General features: G+C 60.9%; 17 protein-coding genes, 3 tRNA genes and 1 pseudogene. 16 read left to right on the plus strand and 5 right to left on the minus strand.

Annotated features, from left to right (window positions below; genetic code table 11):
* Nucleotides 1-142: 142 nt before the first annotated feature.
* Nucleotides 143-1,050 (plus strand): annotated as a pseudogene (ribN, locus tag G9X64_RS10830) (riboflavin transporter RibN).
* A gap of 83 nt (nucleotides 1,051-1,133) precedes the next feature.
* Nucleotides 1,134-3,344 (plus strand): esterase-like activity of phytase family protein, encoded by a 2,211-nt coding sequence (locus G9X64_RS10835; protein WP_171376550.1) that lies wholly within the window; start codon nucleotides 1,134-1,136, stop codon nucleotides 3,342-3,344.
* Between the two features lie 82 nt (nucleotides 3,345-3,426).
* Here the strand turns inward: G9X64_RS10835 and G9X64_RS10840 are convergent, their stop codons facing one another.
* The gene (locus tag G9X64_RS10840; protein WP_168310720.1) at nucleotides 3,427-4,413 is read right to left on the minus strand and encodes an aldo/keto reductase; all 987 of its coding nucleotides are present in this window, start codon (nucleotides 4,411-4,413) and stop codon (nucleotides 3,427-3,429) included.
* Between the two features lie 214 nt (nucleotides 4,414-4,627).
* Between G9X64_RS10840 and G9X64_RS10845 the strand changes: the two genes are divergently transcribed.
* The gene (locus G9X64_RS10845) at nucleotides 4,628-5,050 is read left to right on the plus strand and encodes a (R)-mandelonitrile lyase (RefSeq protein ID WP_168310721.1); all 423 of its coding nucleotides are present in this window, start codon (nucleotides 4,628-4,630) and stop codon (nucleotides 5,048-5,050) included.
* On the opposite strand, the gene G9X64_RS10850 is transcribed toward G9X64_RS10845, so the two are convergent.
* Nucleotides 5,051-5,656, minus strand: a complete 606-nt coding sequence (locus tag G9X64_RS10850; protein ID WP_168310722.1) for a class I SAM-dependent methyltransferase — start codon at nucleotides 5,654-5,656, stop codon at nucleotides 5,051-5,053.
* 165 nt (nucleotides 5,657-5,821) lie between these two features.
* Between G9X64_RS10850 and G9X64_RS10855 the strand changes: the two genes are divergently transcribed.
* Both G9X64_RS10855 and G9X64_RS10860 read left to right on the plus strand, forming a co-directional pair.
* A complete protein-coding gene (locus G9X64_RS10855; protein WP_018241586.1) occupies nucleotides 5,822-6,175 on the plus strand; it encodes a hypothetical protein in 354 nt (117 codons plus the stop codon).
* A 132-nt stretch (nucleotides 6,176-6,307) separates the two neighbouring features.
* Nucleotides 6,308-6,856: a glutathione peroxidase gene (locus G9X64_RS10860; protein ID WP_168310723.1), complete on the plus strand. Its 549-nt coding sequence runs from the start codon at nucleotides 6,308-6,310 to the stop codon at nucleotides 6,854-6,856.
* A 111-nt stretch (nucleotides 6,857-6,967) separates the two neighbouring features.
* Here the strand turns inward: G9X64_RS10860 and G9X64_RS37095 are convergent, their stop codons facing one another.
* The 3 genes from G9X64_RS37095 to G9X64_RS10870 form a co-directional block, all read right to left on the minus strand.
* The gene (locus tag G9X64_RS37095) at nucleotides 6,968-7,180 is read right to left on the minus strand and encodes a hypothetical protein (RefSeq protein ID WP_168316327.1); all 213 of its coding nucleotides are present in this window, start codon (nucleotides 7,178-7,180) and stop codon (nucleotides 6,968-6,970) included.
* Nucleotides 7,181-7,590: 410 nt separating this feature from the next.
* Nucleotides 7,591-7,989, minus strand: a complete 399-nt coding sequence (locus tag G9X64_RS10865; protein ID WP_168310725.1) for a hypothetical protein — start codon at nucleotides 7,987-7,989, stop codon at nucleotides 7,591-7,593.
* Nucleotides 7,990-8,088: 99 nt separating this feature from the next.
* Nucleotides 8,089-8,164: transfer RNA gene (locus G9X64_RS10870), tRNA-Val, on the minus strand.
* A gap of 403 nt (nucleotides 8,165-8,567) precedes the next feature.
* Between G9X64_RS10870 and G9X64_RS10875 the strand changes: the two genes are divergently transcribed.
* From G9X64_RS10875 to nuoG, 11 genes are all read left to right on the plus strand, one after another.
* Nucleotides 8,568-8,644 (plus strand) — tRNA-Asp (locus tag G9X64_RS10875).
* An 84-nt stretch (nucleotides 8,645-8,728) separates the two neighbouring features.
* Nucleotides 8,729-8,805, plus strand: a tRNA-Asp gene (locus G9X64_RS10880).
* 246 nt (nucleotides 8,806-9,051) lie between these two features.
* The gene (locus G9X64_RS10885) at nucleotides 9,052-9,417 is read left to right on the plus strand and encodes an NADH-quinone oxidoreductase subunit A (protein WP_010055493.1); all 366 of its coding nucleotides are present in this window, start codon (nucleotides 9,052-9,054) and stop codon (nucleotides 9,415-9,417) included.
* The gene (locus tag G9X64_RS10890; RefSeq protein ID WP_003547368.1) at nucleotides 9,408-9,992 is read left to right on the plus strand and encodes a NuoB/complex I 20 kDa subunit family protein; all 585 of its coding nucleotides are present in this window, start codon (nucleotides 9,408-9,410) and stop codon (nucleotides 9,990-9,992) included. The genes G9X64_RS10885 and G9X64_RS10890 overlap by 10 nt, the downstream gene beginning before the upstream one ends.
* A gap of 18 nt (nucleotides 9,993-10,010) precedes the next feature.
* Nucleotides 10,011-10,613: an NADH-quinone oxidoreductase subunit C gene (locus G9X64_RS10895; protein WP_003558447.1), complete on the plus strand. Its 603-nt coding sequence runs from the start codon at nucleotides 10,011-10,013 to the stop codon at nucleotides 10,611-10,613.
* Between the two features lie 66 nt (nucleotides 10,614-10,679).
* Complete coding sequence (locus G9X64_RS10900) at nucleotides 10,680-11,870, plus strand: NADH-quinone oxidoreductase subunit D (protein WP_168310726.1); 1,191 nt, start codon at nucleotides 10,680-10,682, stop codon at nucleotides 11,868-11,870.
* Nucleotides 11,870-12,142: a hypothetical protein gene (locus G9X64_RS10905; protein WP_012756961.1), complete on the plus strand. Its 273-nt coding sequence runs from the start codon at nucleotides 11,870-11,872 to the stop codon at nucleotides 12,140-12,142. Before G9X64_RS10900 ends, G9X64_RS10905 begins: the two co-directional genes overlap by 1 nt.
* A gap of 16 nt (nucleotides 12,143-12,158) precedes the next feature.
* The gene (locus tag G9X64_RS10910; RefSeq protein ID WP_168310727.1) at nucleotides 12,159-13,325 is read left to right on the plus strand and encodes an NADH-quinone oxidoreductase subunit E; all 1,167 of its coding nucleotides are present in this window, start codon (nucleotides 12,159-12,161) and stop codon (nucleotides 13,323-13,325) included.
* Between the two features lie 10 nt (nucleotides 13,326-13,335).
* Nucleotides 13,336-14,640 (plus strand): NADH-quinone oxidoreductase subunit NuoF, encoded by a 1,305-nt coding sequence (gene nuoF / locus G9X64_RS10915; protein ID WP_003558451.1) that lies wholly within the window; start codon nucleotides 13,336-13,338, stop codon nucleotides 14,638-14,640.
* 2 nt (nucleotides 14,641-14,642) lie between these two features.
* Nucleotides 14,643-15,326 (plus strand): helix-hairpin-helix domain-containing protein, encoded by a 684-nt coding sequence (locus G9X64_RS10920; RefSeq protein WP_171376551.1) that lies wholly within the window; start codon nucleotides 14,643-14,645, stop codon nucleotides 15,324-15,326.
* A gap of 218 nt (nucleotides 15,327-15,544) precedes the next feature.
* Nucleotides 15,545-17,626: an NADH-quinone oxidoreductase subunit NuoG gene (nuoG, locus tag G9X64_RS10925; RefSeq protein WP_171376552.1), complete on the plus strand. Its 2,082-nt coding sequence runs from the start codon at nucleotides 15,545-15,547 to the stop codon at nucleotides 17,624-17,626.
* Nucleotides 17,627-17,628 lie beyond the last annotated feature (2 nt).

Here is a 17,628-nt window from a genome sequence, read left to right on the forward strand (position 1 = left end):
TGGCTCATGCGTCCTGATTTATGTTGGTCCCTGCATAATTCCTTAAATCGGAATCGATTTAAGGATTAAAATTATGCAGCAATTTAAAGTTCTACAGCGTCCTTTGCGCGTCTGAAAAGACGCGCGGCGCTGTAGTTTTCGGATGAAAGACATGAATCAGACTTCCCTTGCAGTCTCGCCGTCCCGCGCCGTTGTCGGTGCACTCTGGATGGTCCTTGCCGGTATTGCTTTTTCGCTTCTCAACGTCATCACCCAATGGCTGACGATGAAGCTTGCCTTCCCCTCGGCCTCGGCAGCCTTCTGGCAATATGGCTTCGCCTTCCTGTTTTCTCTGCCGTTCCTGAAGAGGCTCGGCCTTGCGGCGATGAGGACGCGCTATCCCTGGCGTCACCTCGCGCGCGTCGTGCTTGCCGCGCTCGGCGTCGAGGCTTGGGTCGCCGGCCTTGCCACAGTGCCGATCTGGCAGGCGATCGCACTGGTGATGACCTCGCCCTTCTTCATCATTCTGGGCGCCCGGCTTTTCCTCGGTGAGCGCGTCGGCCCGGCCCGCTGGGCTGCGACGGCGGCGGGCTTCACCGGAGCGATGATCATCCTGCAGCCATGGTCGGACGGCTTTGGCTGGGCGGCTCTCTTGCCTGTGCTCTCGGCGCTGCTGTGGGGCGCCTCGTCGCTGATCACCAAGAGCCTGACGGGAATCGAACAGCCGGAGACGATCACTGTCTGGCTGCTCGTTCTGCTGACGCCGATAAATGGCGGGCTGGCGCTTGCGGCAGGATTTGCAGTGCCGACGGGCGCAACCCTTGCCTGTTCCTGCTGGCGGGGCTGCTGACTGCCGTAGCGCAGTATTTCCTGACGCTTGCCTATGCCGCAGCGGATGCCGCTTACGTCCAGCCGTTCGACGATCTGAAACTGCCGTTGAACGTGCTGGCCGGTTGGCTGTTCTTCGGTTATGCGCCGGCGGGCTACCTCTGGCTGGGAGCGGCTCTCATCCTGTCTGCTTCGCTGTTCATCATGCGAAATGAGATGCGCCGGGAGCGGAAACTCGCCTGACATGATCTGACGCAAAATGCCGCATCTGTCATGCCTCTGTCATGCCGCTCGCGCAGAAAACTCATGTTTCGAATGTTCGACACATGGGGGATTTCATGACAACTTCATCGCGCAAGGCAGCACTTGCTGCCGTGCTTCTCGCATCCGTTGCCTTTCCGGCCGCTGCCGAGCCGGTTTTCAACCGCATCGCGTCCTTCCCGGTCGCCGAGAACCTGCCGGCCGACAAGGACAAGCTTTCGGTGAGCTCGGCCGAAATCATCACCGCGACCGACGACGGCAACACGCTGATCTATAGCGACAGCCCGCTCGGCGCGATCGGCTTTATCGACATTACCGATGCCAAGGCCCCGAAGGCCGGCGGCGCGCTGATGCTGGACGGCGAGCCGACCTCGGTCACCTCGAGCGCCGGCAAGGCGCTCGTTGCCGTCAACACTTCCGAAAGCAAGGCAAAGCCCTCGGGGCGTCTCGCGATCGTCGACGTGGCGACCAAAAAGATCGAAAACACGTGCGATCTCGGCGGCCAGCCGGATTCGATCGCCCTCAACAAGGACAAGACGCTCGGCACCATCGCGATCGAAAACGAGCGCGACGAAGACGTCAATGACGGCAAGATCCCGCAGATGCCGGCCGGCGACCTCGTCGTCTTCCAGGTGAAGAACGGCACTGTCGATTGCGGCACCATCAAGCACGTGGCGCTGACCGGGCTTACCGGCGTCGCCCCGGAGGATCCGGAGCCGGAATTCGTCGCCTTCAACAGCCTGAACGAGATTGCCCTGACGCTGCAAGAAAACAACGAGATCGTCATCGTCGATGCCAACACGGCTGAAGTGAAGACGCATTTCTCCGCCGGCAGTGTCGATCTCATCGGTATCGACACCAAGCGTGACGGCGCCCTGAAATTCTCAGGCGAAGCCAAAGGCGTGCCGCGCGAACCGGACGCCGTGAAGTGGCTGGACGACAACCGCCTCGTCGTCGCCAATGAAGGCGACTACCAGGGCGGCTCGCGCGGCTTCACCATCTTCGACAAGACGGGCAAGCTTCTCTACGAATCGGGCGCCTCCTTCGAACGCGCCGTCGCCCATATCGGCCACTATCCGGAAAGCCGCTCGGGATCGAAGGGCGTCGAGCCGGAAGGCCTCGAAGTCGCCAAGTTCGGCGACGACCAGTATTTCTTCCTGCTCGCCGAGCGAGCCTCGGTGGTCGGCGTTTTCAAAGATACCGGCGCCGATCCCGAACTCGTCCAGCTGCTGCCATCAGGCATTTCGCCGGAAGGCGCGATCGCCATTCCCGCTCGCAATCTTCTTGCGACCGCCAACGAGGTCGATCTCGGCAAGGACGGCGGCACGCGCTCGCATGTGATGATTTACGAGCGCTCCGAAGGCGAGAAGGCCTATCCGCAGATCGTCTCCGCCGAGAAGGACGGCAATCCGATCGGTTTCGCAGCCCTTTCGGGTCTCGCCGCGGTTCCCGGCAAGCCGGGCATGCTCTATGCCGTCAGCGACAGCGTTCTCAGTTCGCAGCCGACGATCTACACGATCGACGCCAGCAAGAAGCCGGCCATCATCACCGACGCCCTCGTCGTCAAGCGTGACGGCGCCCCGGCCCAGAAGCTCGACATCGAAGGCATTGCGGCTGCCGCCGACGGCTCCTTCTGGCTGGCCTCGGAAGGCTACAGCGAGCGTCTCGTCCCGCACGCCCTCTACAACATTAACGCCAAGGGCGACATCAAGGCCGAGATCGCCCTGCCGAAGGAGCTCGTCGCCAACGAAATCCGCTACGGTTTCGAAGGCGTGACTATTGTCGGCACCGGCGACGACACCACGCTCTGGATGGCGGTCCAGCGTGAGTGGAACGACGACGAGAAGGGCTTCGTCAAGCTTGTCTCCTACAATCCGAAGAAGAAGGAATGGGGTGCCGTTCGCTATCCGCTCGACAAGACGGAAAGCGGCTGGGTCGGCCTGTCGGAAATCTCGGCTCAGGGCGACAGCGTCTACATCATCGAGCGCGACAACCTCGTCGGCGACGCCGCCAGGCTGAAGAAGCTCTACAAAGTGGCGATTTCGGAACTGAAGCCCGCCAAGCTCGGGACCGGGCTGCCGGTCGTCAAGAAGACCGAAGCCCACGACTTCCTCGGCGAACTCAAGGCTGCCACCAACGGCTATGTGCTCGACAAACTCGAAGGTTTCACCTTCGACGCATCGGGAAAACCCTACGCGGTCACCGACAATGACGGCGTCAGCGATTCCTCCGGCGAGACCCTGTTCTTCCCGGTCGAACTGGTCGGCACGAACTGAGCTTCTGACGGTTCCACCGCATGAAAATGGCCGGGCAAAAACCCGGCCATTTTGCATTTCGGTCATTTGGGATGTCGATGGCCTACCAGCGCTGATGCACATGCGGCGCGATCAGCCGCTCATAGATCTCGCGCGTGGCCGCCATGACATCGGCCGAAAGCGGCGCAAGTTCGGCGGCGGCCGCGTTGGCCTTGGCCTGCTCGGCATTGCGGGCACCGGGGATGACGACGGTGACGGCATCGCTCATCAGGATCCAGCGGAGCGCGAAGGCGGCCATGGTCGCGCCTTCGGGCACCAGCTTGCGCACCTCTTCCACCGCCTGCAGGCCGACCTCGAAGGGAACGCCGGCAAAGGTCTCGCCGACATCGAAGGCTTCGCCGTTGCGGTTGAAATTGCGGTGGTCGTCGCTGGCAAAATGTGTATCCCTGGTGATCTTGCCGGAGAGAAGGCCGCTCGCGAGCGGCACGCGGGCGATGATCGCCACATTCCTGCGGCGCGCTTCCTGGAAGAACAGGTGATCGGGGCGCTGGCGGAAGATGTTGTAGATGATCTGGATGCTGACGACGCCGGGATATTCGATCGCCTTCAGGCCGTCCTCGACCTTTTCGACGCTGACGCCGTAGCCTTTGATCTTGCCGGCCTTCTGCAGTTCGTTCAGGCCCTCGAAGACATCGGGCTGGTAAAGCACGTTGCGCGGCGGGCAGTGGAGCTGCACGAGGTCGAGACTGTCGACGGCAAGATTCATGAGGCTGCGGTCGATAAAGCCTTCGAGATTGGCCTTTGTGTAGCCTTCCGCGACATGCGGGTTGAGGCGGCGGCCCGCCTTGGTGGCGACCATCGGCCGTTCGCCGCCGCGCGTCTTCAGCACGTCGGCGATGATCTTTTCCGAGCGGCCATCGCCATAAACGTCAGCCGTATCGATGAAGGTCATGCCGGCATCGAGCGCGGCATTCAGCGCCGCGCGCCCGTCCGCCTCGCTGATATCACCCCAGGAGCCGCCGATCTGCCAGGCGCCGAAGCCGACATTGGTGACGGTGAAGGGCATGCGGCCAAAAGCATGGTGTTTCATGAAATGTCCTCCCTACCGCATGTCGCCCGGAAGTGTGCGGGGACAACGACATGCATAAAAACAAAGAGCCAAAGCGCGTCGCATGATTCAAGCAAGATGCGACGCGCTGATGAAAGACACTGGCACTATCAGCCGGGTGACTTTGCGGCAATGTCGATCAGGCTATGATTGGTCGCCCCGATGAAATATCGTTCTGCTACAAGGCTTCAACCGCATGGATGGAAAAGGAAAGATCATGGAGATCAAACCCGTCGGCTCTCGCCCCTCGACGAAGCCACCGGCCGACTATTTCACCGGCGCCGTTCGCCAGGATCCGCTGATGGAAGCACCGGCGCCGGCACGGGCGAGGGCGGTCTCCGTCACCTTCGAACCCGGCGCCCGCACGGCCTGGCATACGCATCCGCTCGGCCAGACGCTGATCGTGACATCAGGCAAGGGTCTCGTCCAGAGCTGGGGTGGGGACGTCCGGGAGATCCATGCCGGCGATACCGTCTGGTTTGAGCCGGGCGAAAAACATTGGCATGGTGCTGCCCCGGACACGGCGATGACGCATATCGCCGTTCACGAGGCTCTGGACGGCCGCCACGTCGACTGGATGGAGCACGTTAGCGACGAGCAATATTCCGGCAAGGCCTGATCAGAGCCGCTTCAGGCAATAGGAAAAATGCGCGTGCGATTCGACCGTCAGGAACTCGAATTGCCAGCCATAATCCTTGCAGAATTTGGTAACCGCCTCGACGACACCATAGACGATCGGCTTGACCGTATTGCCGGTGCAGAAATCATGCCCGGCAATGCGCCCCGTCCGTTTCACCTTCTTTTCGCAGAGCAAGAGTTCCTGCCAGGTGAGCTCGAAGGAATGATCGGTATCGATATAGGCCCAGTCGAGGAAATCGTCCTCAAATTCGGCAAGCTTGTCGAGCGATGTGCCTTGCATCAGATGCAGCCGTCCGGCCCCGATCTCGGCCGCGAAATTCGTGTGGATCGCGTCGAGCCCGGAACTGTAGCGGTCCATCGACCAGGGATCGATGAGATAGAGCTGCGCCGGGCGGTTCTTTTCCAGGATCTCTGCCGTATATTCGCCGAAGGCGGCTCCCACCTCGACGCCGATGCCGCCGTTCGGAATCCGGTAGAGCAGTTCGCCGCGATCCGGCAGCAGCCGGGCGTTTTCCATATGATGGGCGCTGAGCGGAGTGCGCGGCATGCTCGCCCGGAGCGCCTGCCTTTCTTCACGTGTCTTCATCTCTGATCTCGGGATTGCGGGCGACTGACGGCCCTGATGCGGTTTGACGGGAAGGTAGGAGCAGCCGGCACCGATGACAACCGCATGACAGGAATTTGCTTCTTTCGAACAAACCGCTAAGTTCCATCTGTGAACTGACGAAAAAGCCTCGGGAGGAGCGATTTCATGAGACGCATGTGGCCTGAAGAATTCAACGCCATCATCAGCGGAGCTGAGGAGGTGATGTTGGAAACACCAGCCGAGGCCGGCGAAGCGCCGCTGCAGCGCAAGGCGCTGAAGGCGCGAATCACCATGCAGGATTACGAGCGGATCTGGCCGCTCGCCGAGATGCGCTTCCGGCTTGGCGAAAGAGATGGCAAGGCCATCACGCTGATCACCACCAATCCCCATTACCACGCGTGGCACCCGAAGGACGGCGGCAGCGTCGATTCCGTGTCGGACAGTGGCCGCCATTACAAGACGGATTATCTCGTCGTGCACTTCCTGCTCGACGACGTGAAGGAAACGTCTCCCGCCTGAGGTGCTGAAGCCCGGTGCGGCCGGAAGCCGCATCGGCGTCCTGTGGAGGCCAAGTTGATCCCGACGCTGATGACAACAGCGGCGATATCGCTAAACTTGGCGAAACATATCCTTACGAAATTGGAGGTTCCCGTGACGGGCAATGTGCTGGATATCCCGGTCAAAACAGTGGATGGTCGCGAGACCACGCTCAACGAATACAAGGGCAGGGTGCTCCTGGTCGTCAATGTGGCCTCGAAATGTGGGCTCACGCCGCAATATGAGGGGCTGGAAAAGCTCTATGGCGAAAAGCGCGAGCGCGGCTTCGTCATCGCCGCTTTCCCCGCCAACGACTTCAAGGGCCAGGAGCCCGGCACCGACGCCGAGATCCTCGATTTCTGCACCAGCACCTACGACGTCACCTTCCCGATCTTCTCGAAGATCTCGGTCAAGGGCGAGGCCCAGCACCCGCTTTACCGGCAACTGACCAAGTCGGGCGTGAAGACGACGGGCGACGGCCCGATGCGCGAACGTCTGAAATCCCACGGCATGACAGGCAGCGACGAGGACGACATCCTCTGGAACTTCGAAAAGTTTCTGATCGGCCGCGACGGCAAAGTCGTCGCCCGCTTCGCGCCGGATGTGACCGCAGACGATTCGCGGCTGGTTTCCGCTGTGGATAAAGAACTGGCGAAGGGATGAATGGTGGGCGATGAGCATCCACCGGACAGCGGGATGCTCATTACCCCGATCACGCTCTCACATCTCAGCCGGAGAAAATGACAAGGCGCATCCCGCGCCGTTCCAAGATCCTCAGATCCCAAGCACGGTCACAAGCGGGGGCGTAAAGTCCTTGAAGCCCACTCTCGGCCAGTCGCACCTCTTGTCGAATTTCGTCTTTGGTTCGTGGCGCTGGCATGTCGGATTCGTCTTGAATGCATATCCGGGCAGGATGACATACCTTGCACTTGGCGCGCAAAGAGCAATCGCGATGCACAGCGTCAATGCGGAGCATAGGGTCCTCATGGCACACCTCCAGGCGTCGTAAGCCTTCAAGCGCGGAGACTTTCCGAGCGGCGAATTCTCCCACTTTTGCCGACGCCCATCCATTCGCCCAATAGGAGGTGGCGTGACGGCCGGGAGTAGTCCGTTTGGTGGAGCACTGCCGGGATGGCGCGCATCCGAAGCTGCCGAGCGTAACGCCTTGCTGCGCCGGAACGTCTTGCCGGATGCCGCATCGAGAACGCAGTCCTGCCCACAACTCGGACCGTGGCGTGCCGCCGCGGGGCATCGCTCAGCCGGTTCACCGGATAGGGAGAGTCATGACGAATCGATGGGCAGCGGGTGGGTTTTCGGCGTGGATGTAATCGCCATGAAATGGCAGGCGATCGGTGTCCTCCAAACGGCGAGGGATGCCCATCACCCCAATCACACGGTCACATCTGCGTCAGAGAAAATGAGAAGGCGCATCGGGCGCCGCTCATAAATGAAACGCGGTTCTGGAAAAACGAAAACGTATATTTATCGCCACTTTGACCGCTGTCTCTGAAAGATGCGGGGAATCGGCTGATCGTGCTTAAAACGCCGCGCTGGCTGGCTTTGCTGATTTCCAAGCTGCAGGCTGAATTGTCTGCATCGACCGAAAAGTTAATCGGCAGATCTGACTGCATCCTCAGGAGATATGTTCTGGCTTCACGCGCCGGGGTTTCTCCCGATGTCGTGATCGTCTGATCACCGGCAGATAGGAACACCTCTTGCGCCGGCTCTCTGGCAATGCATGGCGGCGCAGCCACGCTGGCGAGAAGCAGCGTAGAGATGATGGCAACGGTTTTCATGAGGTGTCTCCTGACAAAACACCTTGCGCAGATCGTGGCCGGATTAGCGAGCTAATTCGGAAGCCTAGTCTGATGAACAGCAGCGGGAAACTTTAGAAATGGTGGGCGATGAGAGACTCGAACTCCCGACATCCTCGGTGTAAACGAGGCGCTCTACCAACTGAGCTAATCGCCCATCGCAAACGAAGCCGGATCGGCCTGCCGCGTTGGTGGCCGTGATCTATGCGGATCGCGGCAAAACCGCAAGAGTGTTTGTGAAGATTTTTTGATTTTTTGTTGGTGGTCCCCTGTCTTGCAATGCCCCTTAGGCTCGGTTCGGCTGTGGAAAAGTAGGGGGAGGGCGGCGAGCATCTCCGTTTCGAAGGCGCTGTGTCTGCGCGTGAGCATCGCTACGGAAGACGGAAGTGGCGGCTTTTGTTCGTATGGCGCCCAACCCGCCGAAACAATTCGCGGACTGCCATGGTTTTGTCTCCAAACCTGCTTGACACTAAAAGGCGAACCCCGTAGTTAGCCGCTCATCGAAACGGGCAGCCGTTTTGGAGAGGGTGCGAAGGCATCCGGACTGCTTGAAATGAATTGCGGGTGTAGCTCAGTTGGTTAGAGTGCCGGCCTGTCACGCCGGAGGTCGCGGGTTCGAGCCCCGTCACTCGCGCCATTTCAAGTCTTGTAAAACGCAAATGCGATTTGTCGTTTGTCCGGTTCATTTCATCCTTGCGGCCGCAAAATGGCCGATCAATGCGCGGGTGTAGCTCAGTCGGTTAGAGTGCCGGCCTGTCACGCCGGAGGTCGCGGGTTCGAGCCCCGTCACTCGCGCCATTTCTTCCGAAAGCCATGCAGTTTCCGATGGTCAGGCATGCAGGTTCAAACGGCTTGCACGGATTTGTCGCGACATCGTTGCATCTGCTTGATAATGTCCGCGCGACACGCGTCGAATTGCCTCTGTAAAAGTCTTGCGCCGGGGCCTCGGCTGCGCTAACCACGGCTTGTTGCAACGCACGTTCGCTTGCCGGGCATTTGCCCAAATGCGCCGCCTGGCGTCACCGGCAAGCAGGGATGAACATGATGACTGAACTGCTCAGTTCTTATATTCCGATCGCTATCTTCATTGCTATTGCGCTCGTTATCGGCCTGGCGCTGCTCATTGCGCCGTTCGCCGTGGCTTTTAAAGCGCCCGATTCGGAAAAGCTCTCGGCTTACGAATGCGGCTTCAACGCTTTCGACGACGCCCGCATGAAGTTCGACATCCGTTTCTACCTCGTGTCGATCCTCTTCATCATCTTCGACCTGGAAGTCGCCTTCCTCTTCCCCTGGGCCGTCTCCTTCGGTGCCATCGGCTGGTTCGGCTTCTGGTCCATGATGGTCTTCCTTCTCGTGCTGACCATCGGCTTTATCTATGAATGGAAGAAGGGAGCCCTGGAATGGGAGTAGCCCCTGTGAGCAATCAGCCGCTTGTCGCACAGCAGCCAAAGGGGATCATCGATCCCTCGACCGGCAAGCCGATCGGCAGCAACGACCCATTTTTCGGTGAGATCAACAACGAGCTTGCCGACAAGGGTTTTCTCGTCACCTCGACCGATGAGTTGATCAACTGGGCCCGTACCGGCTCGCTGATGTGGATGACCTTCGGTCTTGCCTGCTGCGCCGTCGAAATGATGCAGCTGTCCATGCCGCGTTATGACGTCGAGCGCTTCGGCTTTGCGCCGCGCGCCTCGCCGCGCCAGTCCGACGTAATGATCGTCGCCGGCACGCTGACCAACAAGATGGCGCCCGCTCTGCGCAAGGTCTATGACCAGATGCCAGAGCCGCGTTATGTCATCTCGATGGGCTCCTGCGCCAATGGCGGCGGCTATTATCACTATTCCTATTCTGTCGTGCGCGGCTGCGACCGCATCGTGCCGATCGACATCTACGTGCCGGGCTGTCCCCCCACGGCAGAGGCGCTGCTTTACGGCGTGCTTCTGCTGCAGAAGAAGATCCGGCGTACCGGCACGATCGAACGCTAAGGGTTAAGGACAAGGCATATGAGTGAAGCCCTGACTGAGCTTGCGTCCTACCTTGGCGAAGCGCGCGGCAACCTGATCGCCGCATCGCAGATGAAGTATGGCGAACTGACGTTGACGACGACGGGTGAAAACCTGGTCGCGCTGCTGACCTTCCTGCGCGACGACGCCAAATGCGGTTTCGTCAACCTGATCGATATTTGCGGCGTCGACTGGCCGCAGCGCGAGCTGCGTTTCGACGTCGTCTACCACCTGCTGTCGCCGAAGAAGAACCTGCGCATCCGTGTCAAGGTCGCAACGGATGAAGATACGCCGGTTCCTTCGGCCTGCCCCGTCTATCCCGGCGCCGACTGGTTCGAGCGTGAGACCTGGGACATGTATGGCGTGCTCTTCACCGGCCATCCGGACCTGCGCCGCATCCTGACCGACTACGGCTTCGAAGGCCACCCGCTGCGCAAGGACTTCCCGACAACTGGCTTTGTCGAAGTGCGCTACGACGACGCGGCAAAGCGCGTCGTCTACGAGCCAGTGGAACTGAAACAGGAATTCCGCAATTTCGACTTCATGTCTCCCTGGGAAGGCACGGAATATGTGCTGCCGGGCGATGAGAAGGCGAAGCAGTAGGATCTAAAAACTACATTATTGCCTATTGCCCACTGGCTAATGCCTGCAATAGCGGAGCGCTTGCAAATGACCGAACATAACGTCCGCAACTTCAACATCAATTTCGGACCGCAGCATCCGGCGGCGCACGGCGTTCTTCGTCTTGTCCTGGAGCTTGACGGCGAAATTGTGGAGCGAGTCGATCCGCATATCGGCCTTTTGCATCGCGGCACTGAGAAGTTGATCGAGACCAAGACCTATCTTCAGGCCGTACCCTATTTCGATCGCCTCGACTATGTCGCGCCGATGAACCAGGAACATGCCTATGCGCTAGCCGTCGAAAGGCTACTCGGTATCGAGATCCCGATCCGCGGCCAGCTGATCCGCGTGCTCTATTCGGAAATTGGCCGGATCCTTTCGCACCTCCTGAACGTCACGACGCAGGCCATGGACGTCGGCGCGCTGACGCCGCCGCTCTGGGGCTTCGAAGAGCGTGAAAAGCTGATGGTGTTCTATGAGCGCGCCAGCGGCTCGCGCATGCACGCCGCCTATTTCCGTCCGGGCGGCGTCCACCAAGATCTGCCCGAACAGCTCGTGCAGGATATCGGCGCCTGGTGCGACCCGTTCCTGAAGGCGCTCGACGACATCGACAACCTGCTGACCGGCAACCGCATCTTCAAGCAGCGCAACGTCGATATCGGCGTCGTCTCGCTGGAGGAGTGCTGGGCCTGGGGCTTTTCCGGCGTCATGGTGCGTGGTTCGGGCGCGGCCTGGGATCTGCGTCGCGCCCAGCCCTATGAATGTTATTCCGATCTCGAATTCGACATCCCGATCGGCAAGAATGGCGACAACTACGACCGTTATCTGATCCGTATGATCGAGATGCGCGAATCGGTCCGTATCATGAAGCAATGCGTCAACCGCCTGCTCTCGGATGCCAGGACCGGTCCTTTCTCGTCGATCGACGGCAAGGTCGTGCCGCCGAAGCGAGGCGAGATGAAGCGCTCGATGGAAGCGCTGATCCACCACTTCAAGCTCTATACCGAAGGCTATCATGTGCCGGCCGGCGAGGTTTATGCTGCCGTCGAAGCGCCGAAAGGCGAGTTCGGCGTCTATCTCGTCTCCGACGGCACCAACAAGCCCTATCGCTGCAAGATCCGTGCGCCGGGTTACGCCCATCTGCAGGCGATGGACTTCATGTGCCGCGGCCACCAACTTGCCGACGTCGCTGCCGTCCTCGGCTCGCTCGACATCGTCTTCGGCGAGGTGGACCGCTGATGCAGCTTCTGCCGCTGGCCGTTGTAATCCTTCTTTCGGCATCCGGGGTTTCGGCTCAGGAGTCCGATAGCCTTGGCACGCCGCTGGGCCATAAGGAAGAGACGCCGCCGGCGCAGCAATCGTCCATGGGCGAGCTTCTGTCCAAGGGCTATCAGATCAAGGCTGCCATTCCGAACGGCAGCAAATTCGTAGTGTTTATGCAAAAAGACCAGTCGGCCTATGCCTGCGAAATGCAGTCTTTGACCGCTTCGCGGTGTGGAACCCTAAACTGACAAGGCGTGAGAAAGAATGTCCGTTCGTCGATTAGCCGAAGATCAATTCCAGCCTGCCGCATTCGCATTCAGCGATGACAATGCGGTCTGGGCGGACAAGACGATCCAGAAATACCCCGCCGGCCGCCAGCAATCGGCGGTCATCCCGCTGTTGATGCGGGCGCAGGAGCAGGACGGCTGGGTCACACGCGCGGCGATCGAAAAGATCGCCGACATGCTTGATATGGCCTATATTCGCGTGCTCGAGGTTGCGACCTTCTATACGCAGTTCCAGTTGCATCCGGTCGGTACCCGCGCCCATGTGCAGGTCTGCGGCACGACGCCCTGCATGCTGCGCGGCTCGGAAGCGCTGATGTCGGTCTGCAAGAGCAAGATCCATGCCCATGCCTTCGAGCGCAATGCCGAAGGCACGCTGTCCTGGGAAGAGGTTGAATGTCTCGGGGCCTGCGTCAATGCGCCGATGGTGATGATCGGCAAGGACACTTATGAGGATCTGACGCCAGAGCGTCTCGAAGAGATTATCGACATCTTTGCCGCCGGCAATGGCGCCAGCATCAAGCCCGGCACGCAGATCGACCGGGTGTTTTCGGCGCCTGAAGGCGGCCCGACCTCGCTGACGACCGAAGAGCCGAAGGCAAGGGCGCGCGCCAAGAAGGCCGATGCCGAAACCGTCTCGGTCCCAGTCGACGGCGCTCCGGTTCCGCCCTCCGAGGCGGCCCGCCCGAAGAGCACGGATGCCGAGACCAATCCTGCTCTGAAGACGCCTGCAACGGCGCCGAAGGCGGCTGCGAAAAACGCAAAGGCAACCGAGGAGCAGCCGGTCTCCGGCACTGTGGCTGCCGAGCCGGCGCCGGAGACTGCCGTCAAGGCCGAAGCCGCTCCGACGGTAAAGCCTGCTCTGACCGACAAGAACCGTCCGGCCGGCATCGAAAAGCCCGCTGCCCCGGACGATCTGAAGATGATCTCGGGTGTCGGCCCGAAGATCGAGGCGACATTAAACGAAATCGGCATCTTCACCTTCTCGCAGGTCGCAGGTTGGAAGAAGGCCGAACGCGAATGGGTCGACGGCTATCTGAATTTCCGCGGCCGCATCGAGCGCGATGACTGGGTCAAGCAGGCCAAGGCGCTCGCCAAGGGCGGGGAAGCGGAATATATCAAGGTCTTCGGCAAGAAGCCGCGGTAAGAGGTGAAGCATGTTACAAGATAAAGACCGCATCTTTACCAACATCTACGGCCTCAAGGATAAGTCCCTGAAGGGCGCGATGAGCCGCGGCCACTGGGACGGCACCAAGCAAATCCTGGAAAAGGGCCGTGACTGGATCATCAACGAGATGAAGGCGTCTGGCCTTCGCGGTCGCGGCGGCGCCGGCTTCCCCACGGGCCTCAAATGGTCCTTCATGCCGAAGGAAAGCGATGGGCGGCCGCACTACCTCGTCGTCAACGCCGACGAATCCGAGCCCGGTACCTGTAAGGACCGCGACATCATGCGCCACGATCCGCATACGCTGATCGAAGGCTGTGTCGTGGCGAGCTTCGCCATGGGCGCCAATGCGGCCTACATTTATGTGCGCGGCGAATATATCCGCGAGCGCGAGGCGCTGCAGGCGGCGATCGACGAATGCTATGATTATGGTCTACTCGGCAAGAACAACAAGCTCGGCTGGGACATGGACATCTTCGTCCATCACGGTGCCGGCGCCTATATCTGCGGCGAAGAAACCGCACTGCTCGAAAGCCTCGAAGGCAAGAAGGGCCAGCCGCGCCTGAAGCCGCCGTTCCCGGCCAATATGGGCCTCTACGGCTGCCCGACGACGGTCAACAACGTCGAATCGATCGCCGTTGCGCCGACGATCCTGCGCCGCGGCGCCGGCTGGTTCTCGGCCATCGGCCGTCCGAACAATGTCGGCACCAAGCTGTTCATGCTCTCCGGCCATGTCAACAAGCCGTGCACGGTTGAAGAGGAAATGGGCATCACCTTCCGCGAATTGGTCGACCGCCATGCCGGCGGCATCCGCGGCGGCTGGGACAACCTGCTTGCCGTCATTCCGGGCGGGGCATCCTGCCCGATCGTTCCGGCCAAGGACATCATTGACTGCCCGATGGATTTCGACGGCCTGCGCGGCGTCGGCTCTTCCTTCGGCACGGCCGCCGCGATCGTCATGGACAAGTCCACCGACGTCATCAAGGCGATCGCCCGTATTTCCGCATTCTTCAAGCATGAGAGCTGCGGCCAGTGCACGCCCTGCCGCGAAGGCACGGGTTGGATGTGGCGCGTGATGGAGCGCATGGCCAAGGGCAATGCCCAGAAGCGCGAAATCGACATGCTGTTCCAGGTGACGAAGCAGATCGAAGGCCACACCATCTGCGCGCTCGGCGACGCCGCCGCATGGCCGGTGCAGGGTCTGATCCGTAACTTCCGTCCCGAGATCGAAAAGCGCATCGACCAGTATACGGCGAGCGCGCTTGATCACGGCGCGGTTCTGGAGGCGGCTGAATAATCATGGCGGACAATGCATCCAAGGGTAGGAAAAACGAAGAAGCTGCCGATTTTGCGGCCGGTTTCGGCCGTCTTGCCGCCGAGATGCTGGAAAATGCACGGGCGATGCCGGTGCATCCGCTAATGGCGCATCCCGCTGCAGCCTTTGCCGCCGCAACGGCGATCGGCTTCGGTTTCTCGACCCAGATGGCCGGCGCCTTCTTCGGCGCCTTTCAGAGTGCCCTGGAAACGACCGGCAAGGTCGCGGCCGCCCTCGATGCCACGCCGCCGGACGAGTTGAAGCCCGATGTCGATATCCGGCCGGAGAATATTCGCCCTGATGTCAAGGCTTTCACCAAGCCGCCGGCCGAGCAGAAGGCAGGACCGAGACTGACCGTTGTCAAGCCGGTCAGCGCGCCGGTGCCGGCCAGCCAAAAGAAGCCCGTCAGCCAACCGAAGCCGGCCGTGCAGGCAAAACCGGCTGCGTGGCGAAAGGCCGACGATCTCAAGCTGATCGCCGGCATCGGCCCGAAGCTGGAGCAGGTGCTGAATTCCAAGGGCATTCGCAGCTTCGCCGAGGTTGCCGCCTGGACCGAGGAAGACATCGCCCGGCTCGACGCCGAGCTCGGCTTCAACGGCCGCATTCTGCGTGACGACTGGACCGGTCAGGCAAAAGTTCTGGCAGGGCGGGGCCGCAGAAAGAAATGAACTGTCCGGCCGTGTAAATCGGCCGGAAAAATGGGCAGATCGGCGGACGGGCGGGGGCCTCAGGATGCCGGTGCGGGTTCCGGACCTGGAACGCGTGACAGAGAATTTGGGCGACATCAGCTGCCGGCAGGACGGAAGGTCCGGCTTGGCAATGAGAGTGCTGCAAAAATAGGTTTGTTTGCCGTCATCAGGCAAACGGGAAACAGGACTGAGCGACGATGGCAAAACTGAAGATTGACGGCAACGAGATCGAAGTTCCGGATCATTACACGCTGTTGCAGGCGTGCGAAGATGCCGGTGCCGAGGTTCCGCGCTTCTGCTTTCATGAGCGCCTGTCGGTTGCCGGCAACTGCCGCATGTGCCTTGTCGAGGTGAAGGGCGGCCCGCCGAAGCCGCAGGCTTCCTGCGCCATGAGCGTGCGCGACATTCGCGGCGGCCCAAACGGCGAACTGCCTGAGGTCTTCACTAACACGCCGATGGTCAAGAAAGCCCGCGAAGGCGTGATGGAATTCCTGCTGATCAACCATCCGCTCGATTGCCCGATCTGCGACCAGGGCGGCGAATGCGACCTGCAGGACCAGGCGATGGCCTTCGGCATCGACACCTCGCGCTATCAGGAAGACAAGCGCGCCGTCGAGGACAAGTATATCGGCCCGCTCGTCAAGACGGTGATGAACCGCTGCATCCACTGCACGCGCTGCGTCCGCTTCACGACCGAGGTCGCCGGCATTTCCGAACTCGGCCTGATCGGCCGCGGCGAGGATGCCGAGATCACCACCTATCTCGAACAGGCGATGACCTCCGAGCTGCAGGGCAACGTCGTCGACCTTTGCCCGGTCGGCGCACTCACCTCGAAGCCCTTCGCGTTCACCGCGCGCCCATGGGAATTGAATAAGACCGAATCGATCGACGTCATGGATGCCGTCGGTTCGGCGATCCGCGTCGACACCCGTGGCCGTGAGGTCATGCGTATCCTGCCACGCGTCAATGAGGCGATCAACGAGGAGTGGATTTCCGATAAGAGCCGCTTCATCTGGGACGGCCTGAAGACCCAGCGCCTCGACCGGCCCTATGTTCGCCGCGACGGCCGCCTGCAGCCCGCCACCTGGGCCGAAGCCTTTGGCGCCATCAAGGCCGCCGTCGGCGCCACCTCGGGCGACAAGATCGGCGCAATCGCCGGCGACCTTGCTTCCGTCGAGGAAATGTTTGCGCTCTCCGAACTGGTGAAGTCGCTGGGGTCGGTCAATCTCGACTGTCGCCAGGATGGGGCGGCACTCGATCCGTCGCTCGGCCGTGCAAGCTACCTCTTCAACCCGACCATATCGGGCATCGACCAGGCCGATGCGCTGTTGATCATCGGCGCCAATCCGCGCTTCGAGGCAGCCATCCTCAACGCCCGCATCCGCAAGCGCTGGCGCCGCGGCAAGTTCCCGATCGGCGTGATCGGCGAGCCGGGCGAACTGCGCTACAGCTATGATTACCTCGGCGGCGGTCCCGACACGCTGAAGGATCTGGTCGACGGCACCCACGCCTTCGCTGATGTGCTGAAGAACGCAGCCAAGCCGATGATCATCATCGGCCAGGGCGCGCTGTCGCGCACCGATGGCGCCGGCGTTCTCGCCAGTGCCGCCAAGCTTGCCGGTTCGGTCGGCGCTGTCGTCGAAGGCTGGAACGGCTTTGCCGTCCTCCATACCGCAGCCTCGCGCGTCGGCGGCCTCGACCTCGGCTTCGTGCCGGGCGCCAAGGGTGTCAATGCCGCCGAGATGCTGACGGCGATGGATGTGCTCTTCCTGCTCGGTGCAGACGAACTCGACTTCACCGCCAAGAAGGCCAAGCTCACCGTCTATATCGGCTCGCATGGCGATAACGGCGCGCACCATGCCGACGTCATCCTGCCGGCCGCAGCCTATACCGAAAAGTCCGGCACCTGGGTCAATACCGAAGGCCGAGTCCAGATGGGCAACCGCGCAGGTTTTGCGCCGGGTGACGCCCGCGAGGACTGGGCGATCATCCGTGCCCTTTCCGACGTGCTCGGCAAGAAGCTTCCCTTCGATTCGCTCAGCGAATTGCGTGTCCGGCTCTATGCCGCTTTCCCGCATTTCGCTGCCATCGACGAAATCGCCGAAACCGATAGCGCCCAAATTGCCGCAGTTGCGAAAAAAGCCGGCAAGATGAACAAATCCGGGTTTGCGTCGCCGGTGAAAGACTTCTATTTGACGAACCCGATCGCGCGTGCCTCGGCTGTCATGGCGGAGTGCTCGGCATTGGCCCGCAACAACTTCAAAGTCGCGGCAGAGTAAGG

The organism is Rhizobium sophorae (genome assembly GCF_013087515.1).
Classification (GTDB): Bacteria; Pseudomonadota; Alphaproteobacteria; order Rhizobiales; family Rhizobiaceae; genus Rhizobium; species Rhizobium sophorae.

Coding starts and splice junctions, on each gene's coding strand:
- G9X64_RS10865 (WP_168310725.1), bottom strand. CDS start 7,989: ATGAAAACCGTTGCCATCATCTCTACGCTGCTTCTCGCCAGCGTGGCT.
- G9X64_RS10845 (WP_168310721.1), top strand. CDS start 4,628: ATGGATGGAAAAGGAAAGATCATGGAGATCAAACCCGTCGGCTCTCGC.
- G9X64_RS10850 (WP_168310722.1), bottom strand. CDS start 5,656: ATGAAGACACGTGAAGAAAGGCAGGCGCTCCGGGCGAGCATGCCGCGC.
- nuoG (WP_171376552.1), top strand. CDS start 15,545: ATGGCAAAACTGAAGATTGACGGCAACGAGATCGAAGTTCCGGATCAT.
- G9X64_RS10855 (WP_018241586.1), top strand. CDS start 5,822: ATGAGACGCATGTGGCCTGAAGAATTCAACGCCATCATCAGCGGAGCT.
- G9X64_RS10920 (WP_171376551.1), top strand. CDS start 14,643: ATGGCGGACAATGCATCCAAGGGTAGGAAAAACGAAGAAGCTGCCGAT.
- G9X64_RS10835 (WP_171376550.1), top strand. CDS start 1,134: ATGGGGGATTTCATGACAACTTCATCGCGCAAGGCAGCACTTGCTGCC.
- G9X64_RS10905 (WP_012756961.1), top strand. CDS start 11,870: ATGCAGCTTCTGCCGCTGGCCGTTGTAATCCTTCTTTCGGCATCCGGG.
- G9X64_RS37095 (WP_168316327.1), bottom strand. CDS start 7,180: ATGAGGACCCTATGCTCCGCATTGACGCTGTGCATCGCGATTGCTCTT.
- G9X64_RS10885 (WP_010055493.1), top strand. CDS start 9,052: ATGACTGAACTGCTCAGTTCTTATATTCCGATCGCTATCTTCATTGCT.
- G9X64_RS10900 (WP_168310726.1), top strand. CDS start 10,680: ATGACCGAACATAACGTCCGCAACTTCAACATCAATTTCGGACCGCAG.
- G9X64_RS10890 (WP_003547368.1), top strand. CDS start 9,408: ATGGGAGTAGCCCCTGTGAGCAATCAGCCGCTTGTCGCACAGCAGCCA.
- nuoF (WP_003558451.1), top strand. CDS start 13,336: ATGTTACAAGATAAAGACCGCATCTTTACCAACATCTACGGCCTCAAG.
- G9X64_RS10840 (WP_168310720.1), bottom strand. CDS start 4,413: ATGAAACACCATGCTTTTGGCCGCATGCCCTTCACCGTCACCAATGTC.
- G9X64_RS10895 (WP_003558447.1), top strand. CDS start 10,011: ATGAGTGAAGCCCTGACTGAGCTTGCGTCCTACCTTGGCGAAGCGCGC.
- G9X64_RS10910 (WP_168310727.1), top strand. CDS start 12,159: ATGTCCGTTCGTCGATTAGCCGAAGATCAATTCCAGCCTGCCGCATTC.